Consider the following 18,389-nt stretch of genomic DNA (forward strand, 5'->3'; position numbering starts at 1 on the left):
TGTTCTCTTATTTTTATATCTTTAATATTACTATACGCTGCTGGCGTGCAAAATTTTCTATTATTGGTGTGGTATTCAAAAGATTAGGTTTAAAAAAATGGCTGTAAAAAAATATTATTTTGTTAAGTTGATAGCCCTTTTTGAGGTGAATTAAATCCAGCGCAAAAAAAACCGCCAAACTGGCGGTTAAAAGGTCTACACAACACTGTAAAAGTTATGACTACATAGTTACTTTAATAGCTCGATCACATCAAAACAGGCGCCCATTGTATGGTAATCAGTTTTACCTATTGGGCTTTTCATCGTGTCTATTTTTTTATTGTCAGCGGTTAAAATTCTAAACCAGGCTCCGTATTTATGATCAACTAAATGCTGCCACGAATACTGCCAAATTTTGTCATACCATTGCTGATATTTTTCATCCCCTGTTGCTTGATAAAGATACGCTGCACAACACAGAGTTTCGGCTTGCACCCAAAAGTACTTATCGTCATCGCAAATAGTTTTATCAGGAGCAAAGCCGTAGCAAATACCGCCGTGTTTTTTATCCCATGCTACATTTATTGAGTTATCAAATAAGGCTTGAGCGCGTTCAATAAGCCATTTTTGTGGCTTATGCTTATTTAAAAACATAAGCAGTTTTGACCACTCTGTTTGATGGCCAGGTTGAAAGCCCCACGGACGAAATAAATTTTTAGGATCGTCTTTGTTGTACTCTAAATCGACCTGCCAATTTATATCGTAATGCTCCCAGATTAATCCGCCCATTAAATTAGCTTGGCGGTTAACCATGTTGTCGGCAAGTGTGAGCGCACGGTTTAAAAATATTTCGTCTTTTGTGGCTTCATAGGCGGCAATAAGTGCTTCACAAGTATGCATGTTGGCATTTTGGCCGCGGTATGAATCACATTTTGTGAAGTCGCTGTTATGCTGATCTTTATATAAACCGGCTTTTGCATCCCAAAAATGTGTTTCCATTGTTTGAAATGTATCGTTTAGGTATTCGCGCGCCTCTATAACACCTGCGCGATATGCCCAGCTGTACGCTAAAATAACAAATGCAAAGCCATAGCAATGATTGGTGTTATCAAGCACGGTGGCTTGGCCGTTTTCAACTTTTAATAACCAGTTGTAGCCACCTGTTTGCTCAACAAGGTGATGCTTACGAATAAACTCAATCCCCGATTTAACACGGTTTAGGTACTTTTCGTCATTAAAGGTTTGGTACGCACGCGCATAGTTAAATACAAAGCGAGTAGAGCTTACTAAGTGGCGCGTGTGTTTATCAAACACCTCACCGTTATCAGAAAAGTTTTGGTAAAAACCACCGTGTTCATCGTCAATATTTGGCTCATAAAACGCTAGTGTGTCGCTAATGTGCTGCGTTAAAAATTCACGGCTTTTAAAGTTATCAGGTGTGCTTTTCATAGTTCGCTCCTAAAATCGTGTAGAGACTTTTGGTTAGGTAGGGAGTTAAATGCCCCTTTGTAAGATGCGGCATGGGCACCACATAACGAAGCAAATTCAAAAATAGTTGTTAGTATTTCAGGCGTGTTGCAAAGCTCGCTAAAAGAGCTGGGTGTCAGGTTTTGTAAGCCTAGTTGATATAGCAGTCCACCTACAAACGCATCTCCTGCAGCGGTGGCATCAACCATAGTAACCTTTTTAGGGTGAAGCGTTTGCTTGGCATTTTTTGTATACCAATGCATAGGGTTGCCTGCATCGGTAACTACAAATAGCTCACAACCGTTATTAAGTGTTTGGGCAATAAACTCATCGCTCGATTGCTCACCCGCTAAGTATTCAAGCTCTTCTTTTGAGGCTTTAATAATTGAGCAGTCTTTTAATAACGGTAAAATATGCTCGCGAGGGTTGGCATCGCTTGGCCATAAATTGAGGCGCAAGTTAATATCAAAGCTCACAATTGAGTTATTTTGTTTTGCAAATTTAACACCGTAAGCGGTGGTGTTTCTGATGTTTTTGTCGGTTAATGTGTTTGAACAAATATGAAAAATATCGCATTGCTCAAACCATTCGCGACTAAAGTCATCGTTACTAAAGTGCAAATCGGCGGTGTTATCACGGTAAAACTCAAACGTGCGATCGCCATCGTTATCGAGTGATACAAACGCGAGAGCTGTTTTTGCTTGGTTGGTAAAACGCATAAAGTCGGTTTTTACACCTTGCTCTTTTAATGCATTATGTAAAAAGTCGCCAAAGCTATCAGTGCTTAGCATTCCTGCAAAGTAGGCATTACCGCCTAGCTTTGCAATGGCAACGCTTACGTTTGCAGGCGCACCGCCTGCAAACTTTGTAAACGCTTCGTGTTCGTTGCTGTTTTGGCTCAATTTATTTGAAAGTAAATCAACCAGTACTTCACCAAAGCATATTGTGTGTTTCATGATCTTGCCTTAGTTATTAGTCAAGTAGCCAATGTAATGCTATTGCAGCCGTCCACGAGAAATCTTTACCACCACAGCCTGCACCTGTTTCTGGGTTAAAATATTCGTAGTAGCCTGACTTAACAACTAAGTTGCGAGTGTCATCTTGAATTTTGTCAGCCGTTGTTGCAAAGCCTGCCTCTTTAAGGCCTATGGCTATCATCCAGTTGATGTGTAACCAAATCGGGCCACGCCAGTAGCGTTGTGGCTCGTATTTTTCCTCTTTAGGGTGAGTAGATGCCACACTAAATTGGCTCGACTCAATAAAATCTTCGGTGGCTGTATTAATTATTTTAGTTTGCTCATCGCTTGTTAAACCTGCATATACAGTTAATAGCGCGGCTGATGTTTTAACTTTAGCCAAGCTGTTAGTTAATACATCTCTGCAATAAAAGTACTGGCTTTGTTCACACCATAAAGTGTTTATGGCTTGCTCTGTTATTTGTAAGCGCTGTGCTAAGTAATCAGTGCGAGCATCGTTTAAGCCAAGTTGTTCACCCATTTTGAGTAAATCTTTGGTTGCACGGTGTAAAATAGCAATAATACCTAGGTCATTCATTTTGTACGGGCAGGTTTCGTAAATTACTTTACTGTCAAAGTTGTTACGTTTAAAAAAGTCTACAAGGTATAAAAAGCGGTCGTACTCACTTTTATGTGGGCGCTGAGAAGAATCTACATGACTTGTATCGCGGCGCGTATATTCCCAATCCACACATGGCACAGCATGAAGAGCGTCATCCCACGATGGGCTGTTATCCATGCCCGATTCCCACGGGTGGTAGGTTACAACTAAACCTGTTTTTTCAGGATCTCGGTCGTTGTACCACCATAAATGATAATCAACTACTTGTGAAAATAACGCTTTAACTTTTTGTTCTGCAAATGTTTTATCTTTAGCGCTGGCAAGCATTTCTTTCATTACAGTGGCGACTACTGGCGGCTGTGAAATAGACGTACTTTTAATTTTTTTATCCGAACCCCATATGTCAGGACCAGGAAAATAAGTATCAGAATCTTTATGAAACAAGATGTGCGGCACCATGCCATCATCCCATTGGCCTGAAAATAACACATCAATTTCTTGCCATGCTCGGCTTTCGTCTGATTTCATCCAGCCTAGCGCTGTAATGGCTGAATCCCAGTTCCACTGAAACGGGTATAGGCCATGTGTTGGTACTGTATAGCCACCTAAGTCGTTTGCTATAAGTGTTTTAGTAGCAAGGTCTGCAAGCGATGAAGCCGTTGCTGAGTCAATTTTACCGCTGTTTATAGTCGTCATATTGGGTGCTCTTTGTGTGTTATTTCCGATTTTTATAATATTAAAGCACTCATTATGGGTTGTAAATGTTTTTTTTCTGTGCTTAAATCCTGTTCGAAGTAACAAAAAACTAACATGTTTACTTGATTATTTCGGCTTTGCTTAGCCACACTCTAAGTAAATACACACAGACAACTAGCACAATTGGAGAATACCCGTGAATAAAACAACGATCGCCTCTATTGTATCTTTATGCCTCGCACAGGGCGCTTATGCAGCAGAAGAAGCTGCACCAGATACAGCAAAAAAAGCTAACAACGTTGAGCGTATTATCGTCTCTGGTACCAGTAAAGGGCGTGTTATTTCAGACACTCCACAATCAGTAACATCTATTAGTGAAGACGAGCTGGTAAAGCTCTCTTCAAGTAGCCAAGCGGATGTGCTTCGCTATATTCCGGGTATTAAAGTAGAAGGCGGTGGCGGTGAAGTCGCTACTAACCTACAAGTAAGAGGCTTACCTTCATCGGGTCAGTTTCAGTTTACGCCACTGTCGTACGACGGTTCACCTAGTTTGAGTGTTTTTGGTTTAAACTCATCGGCGTTTGATGTGTATTACCGTAATGATTTGGGTATTGAGCGCGTAGAGTTTGTGCGTGGTGGTGTATCTAATTTATTTGGCCAAGGTTCTGTGGCCGGCATTATTAACTATATTTCTAAAACGGGCAGTGATGATCCGCAAAGTACCGTGCAAATGGAGCTTTCTGACCAAGGGCGTACTCGCTTAGATTTTGCAACGAGCGGTCCGCTTAACGAAGATGGCTTATATTATGCGCTTTCTGGCTTTTACCGTTACGACGAGGGCCCTTTAGATACAGGCCTTGAGACTAAAGGTACACAGTTGCGTGGTAATATTCGTAAAGAATTTGATGATGGCTCTGGCTCATTTACTGTTTACGGACAGTACATTGACGACCAAGCTCAGTTTTACTTACCTATTCCACTTGATGGCGACAGCCGCGAGCGCTTAATTGGTAACGATGGTCGTGAAGTCGAATCACTGCAAACGGCGCAAGTATCTAACTTAACGTACGATGCAGCAAATGGTCGTTATGAATCGCCAATCAGCGATGGTGTAGTTACTAAAGGTGGTTCTATTTCAGTGGTGTTTGAAAAAGAACTCGCTAACGATTTTGCCATTAATATGCGCAGTAAATACGCTAAATACCAACACGAATTTAATTTATTTTTAGACGGCGACGGTATTATTAATGTACCTGAAAGCCAAGACGACTTTTTAGCTAACAGAGGGCTAGATGATGCAAGCGGTGCTGAGTTTTCTTATGTTAATTCAGGTGTCGCACTTGCAAGTGATGACTTACTATTTGCTAACCGTATTTTAGACCGCGACCGCCCAGCTGAAGATTTTTCTGCAGAATTTAATATCATCAAAAGTATTTTTGTAGGTGATTTTAGCCACGATATTACAGTCGGTACATTTTTCTCGCACAGTGAAGCCGACGACGATAACGTTATTACAACTTACTTAGGTGAGTTTAATAATAACCCTCGCTTAATCGACTTAACGTATACCGATGTTAATGGCGATGAGGTTCAGTACACTCAAAATGGTATTAGTGGCCCAGGCATTTCTTATACTAACCAAACCATTAGCGCTACCCGCAGAGCATTGTACGTAGCGGATCAAATGGAAAGCGACGATTGGATTTTTGACTTTGGTGTTCGCTACGAAGAAATTGAAGGAAAAATTAGTCGCGAAGGCAGCCAAGTAGTTCAGATTTCTGATGATCCAACGCTTGCACCTAACTTACAAGTTAACACTACAGGCAGTGGTGTAATGACTTACGGCGAAGTCGACACGTCTGAATTTGCTGTATCAGGGGCGGCGTTATATCGCTTAACTGATAATTTAAATGTATATGCCAATGCATCTCGCGGGTTTTTCTTCCCAGAAATTAGAGGTATTCAGTTTAATGATTTAGGCGAGCCTGCCAGCTACGAAGCCGAAATTGTTGAGCAAGGCGAGCTAGGTGTTAAGTTTTTTGATAACGACTTTAGCGGCAGCATTGCGTTATTTAGAACTGACTTAAAAGACAGACGCAGCGTAGACTTTGTAAATGATGGTAATGGGGGCGTATTAGAGCTGCCAGTTATGCAATCAACTAAAGCAACGGGTGTTGAGCTTACCGGTCGTTACGATATTACCGATGAGTGGGCTGTTGATGCCAACATGACCTATACCGATCACGAATTTACTGAATTTGACTCAGACCCTTCTATTATTGGTAACGAATTACGTCGTAAACCAAAAATACTATTTAACTCATCTATTAGCTACACCGCAGATAACTGGGATGCATCGATTTACCATAACTTTACCGGTAAAAACTTTGCAAATGACTCAAACTCGGTAGAACTTGATTCATTTCACTTATTTAGATTTGATGCAGGCTATAACTGGCAAGTTGCACCAGAGCAAACAGTACGCTTAAGCGTTGGGGTATTTAACCTGTTTGATTCTGACGGTGTTACTGAAGGTTCGCCTCGTCTAGGTAACAGCCAAACGGCAGATAACCCATACTTTGTAGGTCGCCCAATTCTCCCACGACGCGTTACTTTAAGAGTTAAATACGACTTTTAAATAAATGCTTTATGCCTATTAACTCACTTTGGGGTTAATAGGCTTTTTGCATTGTGATGCATTTTTCAGCTAAGTTAGCTACAGGTTTATCTTTTTGACTAGGCTCATTTATTCAAAAAGGTAAGGGCAGGTAGCCGTTTGGTATTTTAATTTTGAAAAGGCGCAGTGTTTTCATATTGTGAATACGCGAATAAATTATGAATATATTAGATTTTTCAATAGTTGCTCTTTATCTTGGTGCCTTATTGGTAATGGGATTTATGCTACGCGAACAAACCAATAAAAGTGATTACTTTTTAGGGGGTAAAAGCTTAGGTTGGAAACCTTTGGCTTTGTCGGTAATGGCCACTCAGCTTTCGGCTATTAGCTTTATTTCGGCTCCTGCATTTGTTGGTTTGCGTGAAGGCGGTGGTATGCAATGGCTCTCGTATGAGTTGGGTGTTCCGCTGGCGATGATTTTAATTTTAGCGACTATTTTACCCAAGCTTTATAAAAGCGGCATTGTCAGTATTTACGATTATTTAGAAATGCGCTTTGGCCGCTCAACCCGTGTGCTTATTAGTGTGGTGTTTCAATTTAGCCGTGCGTTTGCCACGGGCATTATGATTTACGCGGTATCGCTTATATTACAAGGCACCATGGGAATAGAAGCATGGCAAGCTATTGTACTAACGGGTGTTATAACCGTTTTGTATTCACTGCAAGGCGGGATGAAAGCCGTAGTGTATGGTGATGCAATTCAAATGATCATCATTGTACTGGGTACTATTGCTTGTATTGGCTTTGGACTATATCACTTAGGTGGGGTTGATACCTTTATTGCTAATGTTGATTCGAGCCGATTAGAAGCCATAAAATTTGATTCGTTTGGATTTAGTGGCGATGGTTTTGGCTTTTTACCTATGATTTTTGGTGGTGTGGTGCTTTACGCTTCTTACTATGGGTGTGACCAAACACAAGCGCAACGTGCACTTAGTGCAAAAGATCCTAAAAACTTACGCTACATGATTTTAGCCAACGGCGTAGTGCGTTTTCCTATTACTATTTTATATTGTGTGTCGGGCTTAATTGTAGGCACTCTGGCAATGAGTAACCCTGAATTTTTAGCAAAAATTCCAGCAGATAACCCTGATTGGATGATGCCTATATTTATTTTAGATTACCTACCGCATGGCTTAATTGGTTTATTGGTTGTCGCTATTTTGTCGGCAGCGATGTCATCACTTAGCTCTGCAATTAATTCACTTTCGGCGGTAAGTATTGAAGATTACAGCCGTATATCTAATAAAGAGCTAGACCAACCATCTTACTTAAAGTTAGCTAAATACTTAGGTTTAGCATGGGGCGCAATTACCTTAGTACTATCACTTTTTGCCGGTGACATAGCGCCGACCATTATTGAAGCTATTAACAAAGTCGGCTCGTTATTTTATGGCCCAATACTGGCAGTATTTTTAGTTGCTGTACTAAGTAAACGCAGTGCTGCATTGCATGCCAATATTGGCTTAATTAGTGGTGTATTAATTAACTTGTTGGTGTCGGTATTTGCGCCTGATATTTTCTGGTTTTGGTGGAATTTTATTGGCTTTGTAAGCGCTGCGGTGATTATTTATGTTACGAGTCGTTTAATTCCAAGAGAGGTAAACGAAGTCACAAAAGTACAAAATGCCGAGACCGTATCAAACTCAATTTTAACTGGCAAAGATATCGTTATGCTACTTAGCATGTTTATTGTGATGATATTAATTTGTTTAGCTATTCCTTCAATTTTTTCGTGAGCTGTGACTAATGGATTCTAAAAAGTCGTTTTTAATTGATTTATTTACCACTGCGGTAAATGCCTGTAAACCGAGTGCTTGCATGAGTAAGTATTTAGAAAATATAGATGCAAGCAAAGGTTTGTGTGTAGTAGGGGCGGGTAAAGCCGCCGCTGAAATGGCCGCCGAAGTTAATCGCTTTTATGGTGATAAATGTTTTGGCGCAGTGGTAACGCGTTATGGCTACGAAAGTAGCGGTGATACTGGGCGAATTAAAGTGCTTAGTGCAAACCACCCAACACCAGACGATAACAGCTTAGCAGCTGGCAAAGAGTTATTGGAGCTTGTAAAAAATAATCCGGCTGATATTCCTATTTTGTTTATTATTTCGGGAGGCGGTTCGTCGTTGATGTGCCTACCTGTTGATGATGTGCCTTTTTCACAAAAGCAAAAGCTTAATCAGTTTTTACTTAGAAGTGGTGCAAGCGTTGATGAAATAAATGTAGTGCGTAAGCAGTTGTCACTTGTTAAAGGCGGTAAGTTAGCGCAGGCCGCTAAGTCGGATTACGTTACGCTCATTATTTCAGATGTAGTAGGGGACAAACCAAGTGATATAGCATCAGGCCCTACTATTAGCGATGGCAGTACCAAAGCCGATGCACTGGCTATTTTACAAAAGTACAATTGGCCGGTAATAGCAGAAGTTGAAGCGCATTTATTAAAACCAGAGCAAGAACGAGTTGCTGACACCGTGGGGGAGTACTTTATTGTTGCAAATGCGCAGCATGCTATTGATAGCGCAATAGGTGTTGCACAGCATCAAGGCTGGGAAACTCAGGTACTAGGGTATGATATTCAAGGCGAGGCTAAAGAGGTTGCAAAGCAACATGCGGCTATCGCTCTTGATCAAAAAGCCCAAGGCAAGCGCGTTATGTTGTTCTCTGGTGGCGAGCTTACCGTAACCGTTGCTGATATTTATGGCGATGGCGGGCCCAATCAAGAATACTTAATGGCGTTGGCTGAGGCACTTAATGGCGAAGCGGGTATTTACGCACTTGCTTGTGATACCGATGGTGTAGATGGTAGTAAAGATGTAGCGGGTGCGTATATAAATAGCAGTACAATTGCTCGCGCACAAGACGCTGGCGAAAACTTACACGCACAGTTAGAAGGTCATAATAGCCATCAGTTTTTTAAAGCCATTGATGATTTAATTATTACTGGGCCAACTAACACAAATGTGAATGATTTTAGAGTGATAGTGATTGAGTAGGCGCAGTTTGCCCACTTGTTCTTTATAATGGTTTCACGTAATCTTGTGCTCCAATTTTGTTAGGGTTAATACCTATGTTTTCGTTAAACAACAGTAACTTATTACGCTCTGGTTTTGAGCTTGGAAAAGGCGAAAAGCTATTTCAAGATATTGAGCGCGATATTATAAAAGTGGTGTTTTGGGAAAAGTGCGTAACCCAAAGTCATATTGTGAGCGCAACTCGTATTCCACAGCAAACTGTGTCGCGTTTACTTAAGTCGTTAACCCAACACGGTGTAATTGTACAAACTGATACGCTAATTCCTAATAAAAAAGGTAAGCCTGGGTTTGGCATTGCCCTTAATCCCGATTACGGATTTACCTTTGGCTTAGCTATTTTGCTTGATGCTATTTCGCTTGCTGTAATGGATTTTACGGGAAAGGTGGTTTACACCCATATGCAGCTAATGTCGGATATGAGCATTAATAATGTGCTTAAATGTGCACAAAAGCTGGTAGAAGATATAAGCGCTGAGCGTGACATTCCAAGTGAAAAAGTACTGGGAATGGGTGTGGGTATCTCTGGCTTTTTTAGCTCAATGGATGGGAAAATGAATACCCACCATATGCTAGAAGAGTGGTCGCAGGTTGATATTATCGATATTGTGTCGCAGCATTTTCAACTCCCAACTTGGGTTGTTAACGATGCTACAGGCGCAGCCGCAGGTGAAGGTGTTGCAGGTATTGGGCGCGAGTATAAAAACTTCGTTTATATGTTTGTGTCGGCCGCATTTGGTGGCGGTATTGTAAATAATGGTGACGTACTGCGCGGTACATACGGAAATGCAGGTGAGCTTGGCGACATGCTACCGCCTAAATTATATGCCCACCCCAATCTTGAATTACTAAAACGTATTTTGAAAAAAAATGGCGTAGCGGTTACTTCTATTTACGACCTGCATGACAACTTTGACCCCGATTGGCCAGGCGTTGAAGAGTGGTTGTTTAAGGTTCAAGACTCATTTGATTTAGTGGCAACCTGTTGCTCTGCTTTATTAGATGCTGAGGCGATTATTATTGGTGGCCATATTCCAAAAGAGTTGGCTGAAAAAGTTATTGCACGAACTGAGGTTTATGCACAATTTAGACGTGGCGCTAAACGCCCTATGCCAAAGCTGGTGGTATCTAATATTGATAATTTTCCGGTATCAATTGGCGCAGCCACATTGCCATTTAGAGAGTTGTGTTTGTAGCTTAATACCAATCCGCAATAATACTTAATCATTTTGCGGGGCTAAACGTGTCACTACCTGCGTTAAAAAATTCTCATTTACGACTGCATGGATGCAGAAGGTAGAGCAATGCAGGAGCAATTGCCGAGAACAACTAAATAGCGAATTTTTTGCCTAGCTATCAACACGTTTTTCCAGCTTCAAAATAGCTTATTTAATTAAGCGAATTGGTATAAGAAATACAAATTTTAAAAACAAAAAAGCCGATATTGTTTTATGCAATATCGGCTTTTTTGTTTGGGTTATTTACTCTTCAACGAATGCCTCGCCCTGTGTCATCCATTTTGCAGCTGGCTTGCCTTTTAAGTAATGATCAAAGTACTGCATCATACGTACTGAAAAATCGACCTGATTAGGAAACTTTTTCAAGTGGTGTGGTTCACCTTCGTATTGTAAAAAGGTTGCATCTTTACCTGCGCGGCGAAGCGCTAAGTAGTACTGCACGCCTTCGTGCCAAGGCACTGCATCGTCTTTATCGCCAAACATAATTAAAATAGGGGTATTTACTTTATCTGCAAAAAACACCGGTGAGTTTTCTATGTACAGATCTGGTGCTTCAAATAAGTTTTTACCTATACGGCTTTGCCCTGTTTCGTATTGAAACTGACGAGCAAGACCTGATTTTAAACGTATGCCACTGTAAGCACTTGTCATGTTTGATACTGGCGCGCCAGATACAACCGCTTTAAACATATCTGTTTGGGTTATCATAAACGCACTTTGATAGCCTGCCCAAGAGTGACCTTGTAAGCCTATTTTATCTGGGTCGGCTATGCCTAAATCTATTAATTTTTGGGTGGCGTTTATCATGGTTTGCGTTGACGATTTACCCGGGTGACCTATTTCAAAACGAATATCAGGTAAAAATACCGCATAACCATTTGAGGTAAACATAGGAAAATTAGGGCGATGGTTTAATTCCATTTTAGGAAAATCAAACATGCGTTGACTCATGTAACGGTAAAAATACACTACCACAGGCACTTTATCGCCTTTTTTATATCCCGCAGGTTTTATTAATACGCCTTGTAAATCTTCACCGTCAAAGCCTTTATAGCTTATTAGTTCTGGCTTTTCGCCCCATGCAAAATTACTAATTTGTGGGTTTAGGGTGGTCACTTGTTTTGGTGAACTAAAGCTAAAATCTGTTTGGTAGTAATCAGGAAATTGGCTATAAGTTTGCGAGGTAAATAAGTACTTGTCAGCCTTTTTGGCTTTTTTAACTATATCAAAGCGTTTATTACCGCTAAGCACCTTAGTTAGTGTGTTAGTGGTTAAGTCGAGCTTTGCAACTTCGCTTTGTTTAGTTTGTAAGTTAATAGCAGAGACAAGTAATGTATCGCCTTTTTTAAAGCCCACTTGGGTTTTATCAAGCTTAATAACACGGTACTGCGTATTGCTTTGCTTACCATTAGTTAGGCGTTTAGCTTGCTTAGTTTTTACGTCAAATGCCCAAATATCGTATTTGCTATAAGCAAGCACTTGGCTGCTATCGGTCATCCAACCAGCAAAACCATAACCAGGTTGAGTAGATGGGTAGTCGTGTTTATCATCAGCAAAGGTTGCCTGAATCGCTTTTGTAAGCGATGTTACTTTATTATTTTTTAAATCTTTTAACTGTATTTGGCTATCGCTAAAATAAGCCGCAAACTCACCATTAGGGGCAAGGCTCGGTCTAAACGGGTAGTTACTTATAATTGGAGTTTGTTTACCGGTATTTATATTTACTGCAAAGTAATCAGCAAAAAAACCGCCGTACATTATTTTTTCTAGGTAGGGGATGTTAGATGAGCCAAGTAAAGACACATCTCGCTGAGGGTTTAGTGCGACCTCAGGCATGTTTGGTGTACTAAGTTGCGCAACTTTTTGCGAGTTAACGTGATACACCGCACTGTAATGGCGATTTTTATTAACTTCGTTCCATTGCTGCTCTTCACGTGGTTTTATTTGCGCATCGTTGTTGTGCCATACATTAAGGCCTTTGTGTTCAACAATGGTGTCAAAATCGTATAGTGAGGCTTCGTCGGTATATTCTTTAGTTTTTACTTTGGCTGCCAATTTAGGATGGTTTTCAAAATATAAACGCTCGCCATTTTCTGACCATTCAAGGGTGGCTGTTTTCCCTAACGTCCATGCTTTATTAGGTGAATCTATAGTTGAGAGCTTCTCGTTTTTATATAGCTGTAAAGTGTAGCTTCGACGGCGGGTGTCATCATTTACATAGTTACCCAATGTAAACGCTGCAATATTGTCAGTGGGGTGCCACGCTATTTTATTTGCGATTACGCCCGGTTCATCAATTAATACGCTGCTATTAAAGTCACTGAGCTCAATTAACGCTATTTGGTTGTTATTACCATCGCTGTAACTTTGACTCACTAATAGCTGGCTGTTAGCTGAGTTAATAGCGTAGCTAAATACGTTTTCTATTGTATGAGTGCGTTTATCAGATAAATTTACGATAACAAGCGCATAGCTCTTATCTTTTTTATCGGGCGTGATAGCGTTGTCTTCTTCGTTTTTAGTGCTATCGGTTTTATCTTCTACTTTTGCGTCATCGTCTTTTTTATTTAAACGATAAGCAAGCCACATACCGTCATCAGATAACGTGTAATCTTTTACATCAGCAAAGCTTTGTTGGGCACCTGATTGTGTGTTTACGAGTACCAGATTGTTTTTAAGTGTGTCTTTTTTTTTGGTTGTTTCTTTTTCAAGTAAGGTAGGTACTTGTGTAAAAGCGACCCAGTTAGCGGCTTTATTAATATGAGGCTTAGTGCCGCGTTCTACTTCTGCGATGAGTGTATTGCTTTGTAGTGAGTAAACTTGACCAGTTGCATTTCCACGATACGGCGTTGCACTAAAAGTGAGTACTTGACCATTGTCAGATAGTTGTGTGCTTTTAGCTGATTTAAAACTAAATACGTCTTTAAATTGTAGCGATTCTTTGGCGTGTATGCCGGTGCTAGTTAAGCTGGCAACGAGTGCCGTGCTTAATAAGGTGAGTTTTGTTTTCATTATTGATTCTCGTATTATGACATTGTTTCATTGTAACGAGTTTGGTTCATAATTCGAGCGGATCAGATAAATGGCAGCTACATACGACAAAACGACCCGCAGGTCGTTTTTTAGTATTCAATTTATTAATTTAGCAAACATTACAGCCAAATTTTTTGTAGCTCAAGCCATTGTTTTTCAAATTGAACACTTGGCTTTGCTTTAAAGTCGCTACGTACAAACTGATTCATTTTGCCTTCAACGTAGGCAAGTAAAAAGTTTGCAAGTGTAAGCTCATCACTTTGAAAGTTTTTACCTTCACGTAATTTGCGCTCACGAAGCACTTGTTTAAACTGAGTTTCTAGTTTTTCAAACAAGGTTTGTACACGTTCGCGTAAACGTTCCTGCTCACCTTGCAGAGCATCGCCCGTTAAAATACGAGTAATACCTGGGTTTTTTTCAGCAAAGGTTAGAAGTAATAATAGAATGTTATAAATGCGCGTTTGGCTTTCTTTTTCGTTTTCAATAATAATATTTATACGAGATAAAAGGGTATCTTCAATAAACTCAATTAAGCCCTCAAACATACGCGCCTTGCTCGGAAAATGACGGTATAGCGCGGCTTCAGACACACCCACCTCAGCAGCTAGTTTTGCTGTGGTGATGCGTTGTCCTAAATTAGTTTCTAACATTTGTGCGAGTGCTTGCAGTATTTGCTCTTTGCGATTACTTCTTTTTGTCGCAGGCATGAACATTCCTTTTTATTAGTTATTCTTAGTGGCGCAGTTAAGAACCCTAGTCATTTTTTGTTCAAATGATTGGCGTATGTTAATGTTTTATTCAGTTTGTTTCCAGCCTTTTTATAGATGTTTAGCCAGCTGTTCGATCACCTTGCGAGCTATTTCTACTTTACTTGTTGTTGGTAATTCTAGTTGTTCATTGTGCCAGTACAGTGTTAAAGCATTATGATCGGAATTAAACCCTAAGCCGCTTTTTGATACGTCATTAGCGCAAATCATATCTAGATTTTTATTTTGTAGTTTACCTTTAGCATAGCTTTCTACATTTTGAGTTTCGGCGGCAAATCCAACCGTATAAGGGCGGTTTTGTGTAAGGTTTGCAATAGCTGCAATTACGTCAGGGTTTTTAGTTAAAGTAAGGGTGAGTTCGTCGCCTTGCTTTTTCATTTTTTGAGTCGCAATGTTTGCAGCTCGATAATCCGCAACAGCAGCGCAACCTATAAAAGCATCAGATTGTGGTGCATAGGTAAGTGACTCAGTTAATAGCTCCTCAGCGCTTTCTATATTAATAAGGTTTACGTCAGTAGGGGCTTTTATAGTGACAGGGCCCGAAATTAAATTAACTTTAGCACCGAATTGCAAAGCGGCTTCTGCCAGTGCATAACCCATTTTTCCAGAACTGTGATTTGATATAAAACGTACCGGATCGAGAGGCTCACGCGTTGGGCCTGCCGTTATTGTAATTGTTTTTCCTGCAAGTAATTGCGGTTGCTCTTTTGCTGTACATAGTGCAACTAGCTCATGTGGCTCTAACATGCGCCCAGCGCCGATATCGCCACAGGCTTGCTCACCTTTACCTGGGCCCCAAATAAGTACGTTACGTGCTTTTAATGTGGCTAAATTCGCTTGTGTAGCTGCGTGTGCATACATTTGCTGGTTCATGGCTGGTGCTACAGCTACTTTTGCAGGCGTTGCTAGCAGTAACGTTGTTAGTAGGTCGTCAGCAATGCCGGCTGCCATTTTTGCAATAATATTACAGGTAGCTGGGGCAACTAAAATTAAGTCAGCCCATTTTGCAAATTCAATATGCCCCATTGAAGCTTCAGCAGAAGGGTCTAGTAATGAGTCAGAGACTGTTTCCCCACTAACGGCTTGCATGGTCAGTGGTGTAATAAAGTGTTTAGCTGATTCAGTCATAACTACTTTTACTTCACAACCAGCGTCTTTTAATCGCCTAACGAGTTCTGCGCATTTATAAGCTGCAATACCGCCGGTAATACCTAGTACAATTTTTTTGTTTGTTAAGTTAGTCATGAATGTTCATCAGTTTTTATTAAATATTGGGCTTAAAATAACAAATCTTTACCCGTACAGCGAAGTTTTTTAATTCGAAATAACAGGCTAAATTTTAAATTTGCATTACATTTATAAGACACTTTCGCCTCTCAAGGATGAACAATGCAACTTACTTCACTTCCAAACTCACTTCGACCTCGTGAAAAACTCATCTCCAAAGGAGCTAAAGCGCTTACTGATGCTGAGCTCCTTGCCATATTTTTACGAACGGGGTTACCAGGAATGAATGTAATTGAGTTGGCTCAGCATCTATTAAATGAAAATAAAACCCTACATAATTTGTTTAATGCCAGTATTGAGGAGTTTTGCTCTCAAAAGGGGTTAGGGACCGCTAAGTATGTGCAGCTACAAGCTGTATTAGAGCTAAGTCAACGTTATATGCAGGAACGTTGCCAACGAGATGCAGTGTTTAATTCGCCAAACTCAGTTTATGACTATCTAACAATTCAAATGCGAGGCTTGCAACAAGAAGTATTTATGGTGTTATACCTAGATAGTCAAAATAGATTAGTAAAAGACGAAATACTTTTTTATGGCACAATTAATTCTGCCAGTGTTTATCCGCGTGAAGTGGTAAAGGCCGCCCTTAAAAATAATGCAGCCGCTGTTATTTTTGCGCATAATCACCCAAGTGGTATTGCAGAACCGAGCCAAGCAGACAAACTTATTACGAATAAATTGCAGCAAGCACTGCAATTGGTCGACATAAGTGTGCTCGATCACATCATTGTTGGTGGAGAAACCTGTGTTTCGTTTGCCGAGCGAGGCCTGATTTAGCTTTGTTAGACACATAAGTGTGTTAAAAATGAGCTGTTTAACGTGTTTTGGCAAATTAGTTTAATTTAAATGCAGTTTTTACTTTCCCTAAGGGCATTCGATCTTTATAATTAGCCGCTATCAAATTTACATATATGAGCTGATTGGATAGATCAGTGTTTGATCTTTGCCTGTAAAAGCTGTATAAAGAGCGCCCTTCGATTTATCTCTAGGGCGGAAATACACGGCCTTAGATTAAATTAAGCTCGAGCGAAGTTATTGGAGATATATAGACATGTCTAAAGTATGTCAAGTTACAGGTAAGCGTCCAGCGGTTGGTAATCACCGTTCACACGCGAGAAACGCGACTAGACGTCGTTTCCTACCTAACCTACAAACACACCGTTTTTGGGTTGAAAGTGAAAAACGTTTTGTAACATTACGCACTACTACTAAAGGTATGCGTATTATCGATAAAAAAGGCATCGACACGGTTCTTACAGAAATCCGTGCTCGCGGCGTTAAAGTTTAAGGATCTGAATCATGCGCGATAAAATCCGTTTAGTTTCAACTGCCGGTACTGGTTTTTTCTACACTACTGACAAAAACAAACGTAACATGCCTGAGAAGATGGAAATCAAAAAGTTTGATCCAAAGATTCGTAAACATGTTCTTTTTAAAGAAGCTAAAATTAAGTAATTTTAGTTCTTCTTTTAGAATTTAAAAACCCAGCTTAGGCTGGGTTTTTTGTTTTTAAAAATATGATTAGCAAATTGACATAAAAAAACCTCGTTGGCATAACCAACAAGGCTTTTAAATCAAAAAACGTTATACCAATAGCATTTAATTAGTGATTTATTTAATGCGATAAAATAATCATGTTTTTAATAAAATTGGTATCATTAGATTTTTGTGAATGCATCTTGTAGTGGTGGTACTACTTGCTTTTTACGGCTCAGTACACCATCTAACCATACTTTATCATTCTCTGGTTTTACACCGTAAGCCTGCTCAACTAAGTTTGCATCGTCAGATACAATTAGCATTTCTGAGCCTTCTTTCATTATATCGGTAAGCAGTAAAAATACAGAGTGGCGGTTGCCCTCAACTTTTAGCTTAGCAATATCGGCTGCAAGGTCTGCTTTAATATCGTCAAAAACAGCAAGGTCGATTACTTCTAGCTGGCCAATGCCTACTAGGTTACCGTTCATGTTGAAATCTTTAAAGTCACGCATTACTAAATCACGTGCTGGTGTGTCTTCTACCGCAGATTTAACGCGGAACATATCCATACCAAGTTCTTTAAAGTCTTCGATGCCTGCAATTTCAGCAAGCGCTTCAACACATTTAATATCGGCTGTGGTACATGTTGGCGATTTAAATATAACTGTATCGCTTAAAATTGCACACATCATGATACCAGCGATGTCTTTAGGGATTTCTACGTTGTAGAAGTCATACATCATTTTAATAATGGTGTTTGAACAACCCACAGGACGAATCCAACATTCAAGCGGAGTCGATGATGTTAAGTCACCTAATTTATGGTGATCTACCACACCAACAACGCGAGCTTGGTCGATATCATCAGGTGCTTGTGTTTTTTCTGTGTGATCTACAATATACACATCTTCACCAGCGTAGCTTAACTTAAGCTCTGGTGCTTCAAAACCAAATCTATCAAGAATAAATTGAGTTTCAGGTGAAACTTCACCAAGACGAGTTGGAATTGCTGGCTCATCAATTTGGTTTTTTAAATAAGCCAGTGCAATTGCACCACAAATAGAATCTGAATCTGGGATTTTATGGCCCACTACATACATAGACATTGACGGAACTCCTTTAAATTTGTCGATATTCTAACAAAGTCTGCGGCCTTTAACA

The 18,389-nt window shown here is 40.1% G+C and carries 14 protein-coding genes; 7 read left to right on the forward strand and 7 right to left on the reverse strand.

Features of this window, described 5'->3' with window-relative positions:
- Nucleotides 1-228 precede the first annotated feature (228 nt).
- From QT16_RS09950 to QT16_RS09960, 3 genes are read right to left on the reverse strand one after another with little or no spacing between them, the layout of a single operon-like run.
- Complete coding sequence (locus tag QT16_RS09950; RefSeq protein ID WP_002957734.1) at nucleotides 229-1,428, reverse strand: AGE family epimerase/isomerase; 1,200 nt, start codon at nucleotides 1,426-1,428, stop codon at nucleotides 229-231.
- The gene (locus QT16_RS09955; protein WP_039488284.1) at nucleotides 1,425-2,402 is read right to left on the reverse strand and encodes a carbohydrate kinase family protein; all 978 of its coding nucleotides are present in this window, start codon (nucleotides 2,400-2,402) and stop codon (nucleotides 1,425-1,427) included. The genes QT16_RS09950 and QT16_RS09955 overlap by 4 nt, the downstream gene beginning before the upstream one ends.
- Before the next feature lie 16 nt (nucleotides 2,403-2,418).
- Nucleotides 2,419-3,720: an MGH1-like glycoside hydrolase domain-containing protein gene (locus QT16_RS09960; RefSeq protein WP_039488285.1), complete on the reverse strand. Its 1,302-nt coding sequence runs from the start codon at nucleotides 3,718-3,720 to the stop codon at nucleotides 2,419-2,421.
- Nucleotides 3,721-3,916: 196 nt separating this feature from the next.
- Here QT16_RS09960 and QT16_RS09965 point away from each other — a divergent pair, with 196 nt between their 5' ends.
- From QT16_RS09965 to QT16_RS09980, 4 genes are all read left to right on the forward strand, one after another.
- Complete coding sequence (locus tag QT16_RS09965; RefSeq protein WP_039488286.1) at nucleotides 3,917-6,358, forward strand: TonB-dependent receptor; 2,442 nt, start codon at nucleotides 3,917-3,919, stop codon at nucleotides 6,356-6,358.
- 197 nt (nucleotides 6,359-6,555) lie between these two features.
- On the forward strand, nucleotides 6,556-8,136 hold the full coding sequence (locus QT16_RS09970) for a sodium:solute symporter family protein (protein WP_033015476.1): 1,581 nt from the start codon (nucleotides 6,556-6,558) through the stop codon (nucleotides 8,134-8,136).
- Nucleotides 8,137-8,146: 10 nt separating this feature from the next.
- Complete coding sequence (locus QT16_RS09975; protein WP_039488287.1) at nucleotides 8,147-9,388, forward strand: glycerate kinase type-2 family protein; 1,242 nt, start codon at nucleotides 8,147-8,149, stop codon at nucleotides 9,386-9,388.
- 74 nt (nucleotides 9,389-9,462) lie between these two features.
- Nucleotides 9,463-10,620, forward strand: coding sequence for an ROK family transcriptional regulator (locus QT16_RS09980; RefSeq protein ID WP_002957728.1), 1,158 nt, complete (start codon nucleotides 9,463-9,465; stop codon nucleotides 10,618-10,620).
- Nucleotides 10,621-10,905: 285 nt separating this feature from the next.
- Here the strand turns inward: QT16_RS09980 and QT16_RS09985 are convergent, their stop codons facing one another.
- The 3 genes from QT16_RS09985 to coaBC form a co-directional block, all read right to left on the reverse strand.
- Nucleotides 10,906-13,674, reverse strand: a complete 2,769-nt coding sequence (locus tag QT16_RS09985; protein WP_039488288.1) for a S9 family peptidase — start codon at nucleotides 13,672-13,674, stop codon at nucleotides 10,906-10,908.
- Between the two features lie 140 nt (nucleotides 13,675-13,814).
- The gene (slmA, locus tag QT16_RS09990; protein WP_004335558.1) at nucleotides 13,815-14,402 is read right to left on the reverse strand and encodes a nucleoid occlusion factor SlmA; all 588 of its coding nucleotides are present in this window, start codon (nucleotides 14,400-14,402) and stop codon (nucleotides 13,815-13,817) included.
- 111 nt (nucleotides 14,403-14,513) lie between these two features.
- Nucleotides 14,514-15,707, reverse strand: a complete 1,194-nt coding sequence (coaBC, locus tag QT16_RS09995) for a bifunctional phosphopantothenoylcysteine decarboxylase/phosphopantothenate--cysteine ligase CoaBC (RefSeq protein ID WP_039488289.1) — start codon at nucleotides 15,705-15,707, stop codon at nucleotides 14,514-14,516.
- Nucleotides 15,708-15,851: 144 nt separating this feature from the next.
- On the opposite strand from coaBC, the gene radC reads away from it, so the two are divergent.
- The 3 genes from radC (at nucleotide 15,852) to rpmG (ending at nucleotide 17,204) form a co-directional block, all read left to right on the forward strand.
- Nucleotides 15,852-16,526: a RadC family protein gene (gene radC / locus QT16_RS10000; RefSeq protein ID WP_024590645.1), complete on the forward strand. Its 675-nt coding sequence runs from the start codon at nucleotides 15,852-15,854 to the stop codon at nucleotides 16,524-16,526.
- Between the two features lie 274 nt (nucleotides 16,527-16,800).
- Nucleotides 16,801-17,037, forward strand: coding sequence for a 50S ribosomal protein L28 (gene rpmB, locus QT16_RS10005; RefSeq protein WP_004335549.1), 237 nt, complete (start codon nucleotides 16,801-16,803; stop codon nucleotides 17,035-17,037).
- 11 nt (nucleotides 17,038-17,048) lie between these two features.
- Entirely contained in the window at nucleotides 17,049-17,204 is a 156-nt protein-coding gene (rpmG, locus tag QT16_RS10010) for a 50S ribosomal protein L33 (RefSeq protein WP_004335545.1), read from the forward strand.
- A 203-nt stretch (nucleotides 17,205-17,407) separates the two neighbouring features.
- On the opposite strand, the gene QT16_RS10015 is transcribed toward rpmG, so the two are convergent.
- Entirely contained in the window at nucleotides 17,408-18,334 is a 927-nt protein-coding gene (locus QT16_RS10015) for a manganese-dependent inorganic pyrophosphatase (protein WP_004335532.1), read from the reverse strand.
- Nucleotides 18,335-18,389: the final 55 nt, after the last annotated feature.

Source organism: Pseudoalteromonas distincta (genome assembly GCF_000814675.1).
Lineage (GTDB): Bacteria > Pseudomonadota > Gammaproteobacteria > Enterobacterales > Alteromonadaceae > Pseudoalteromonas > Pseudoalteromonas distincta.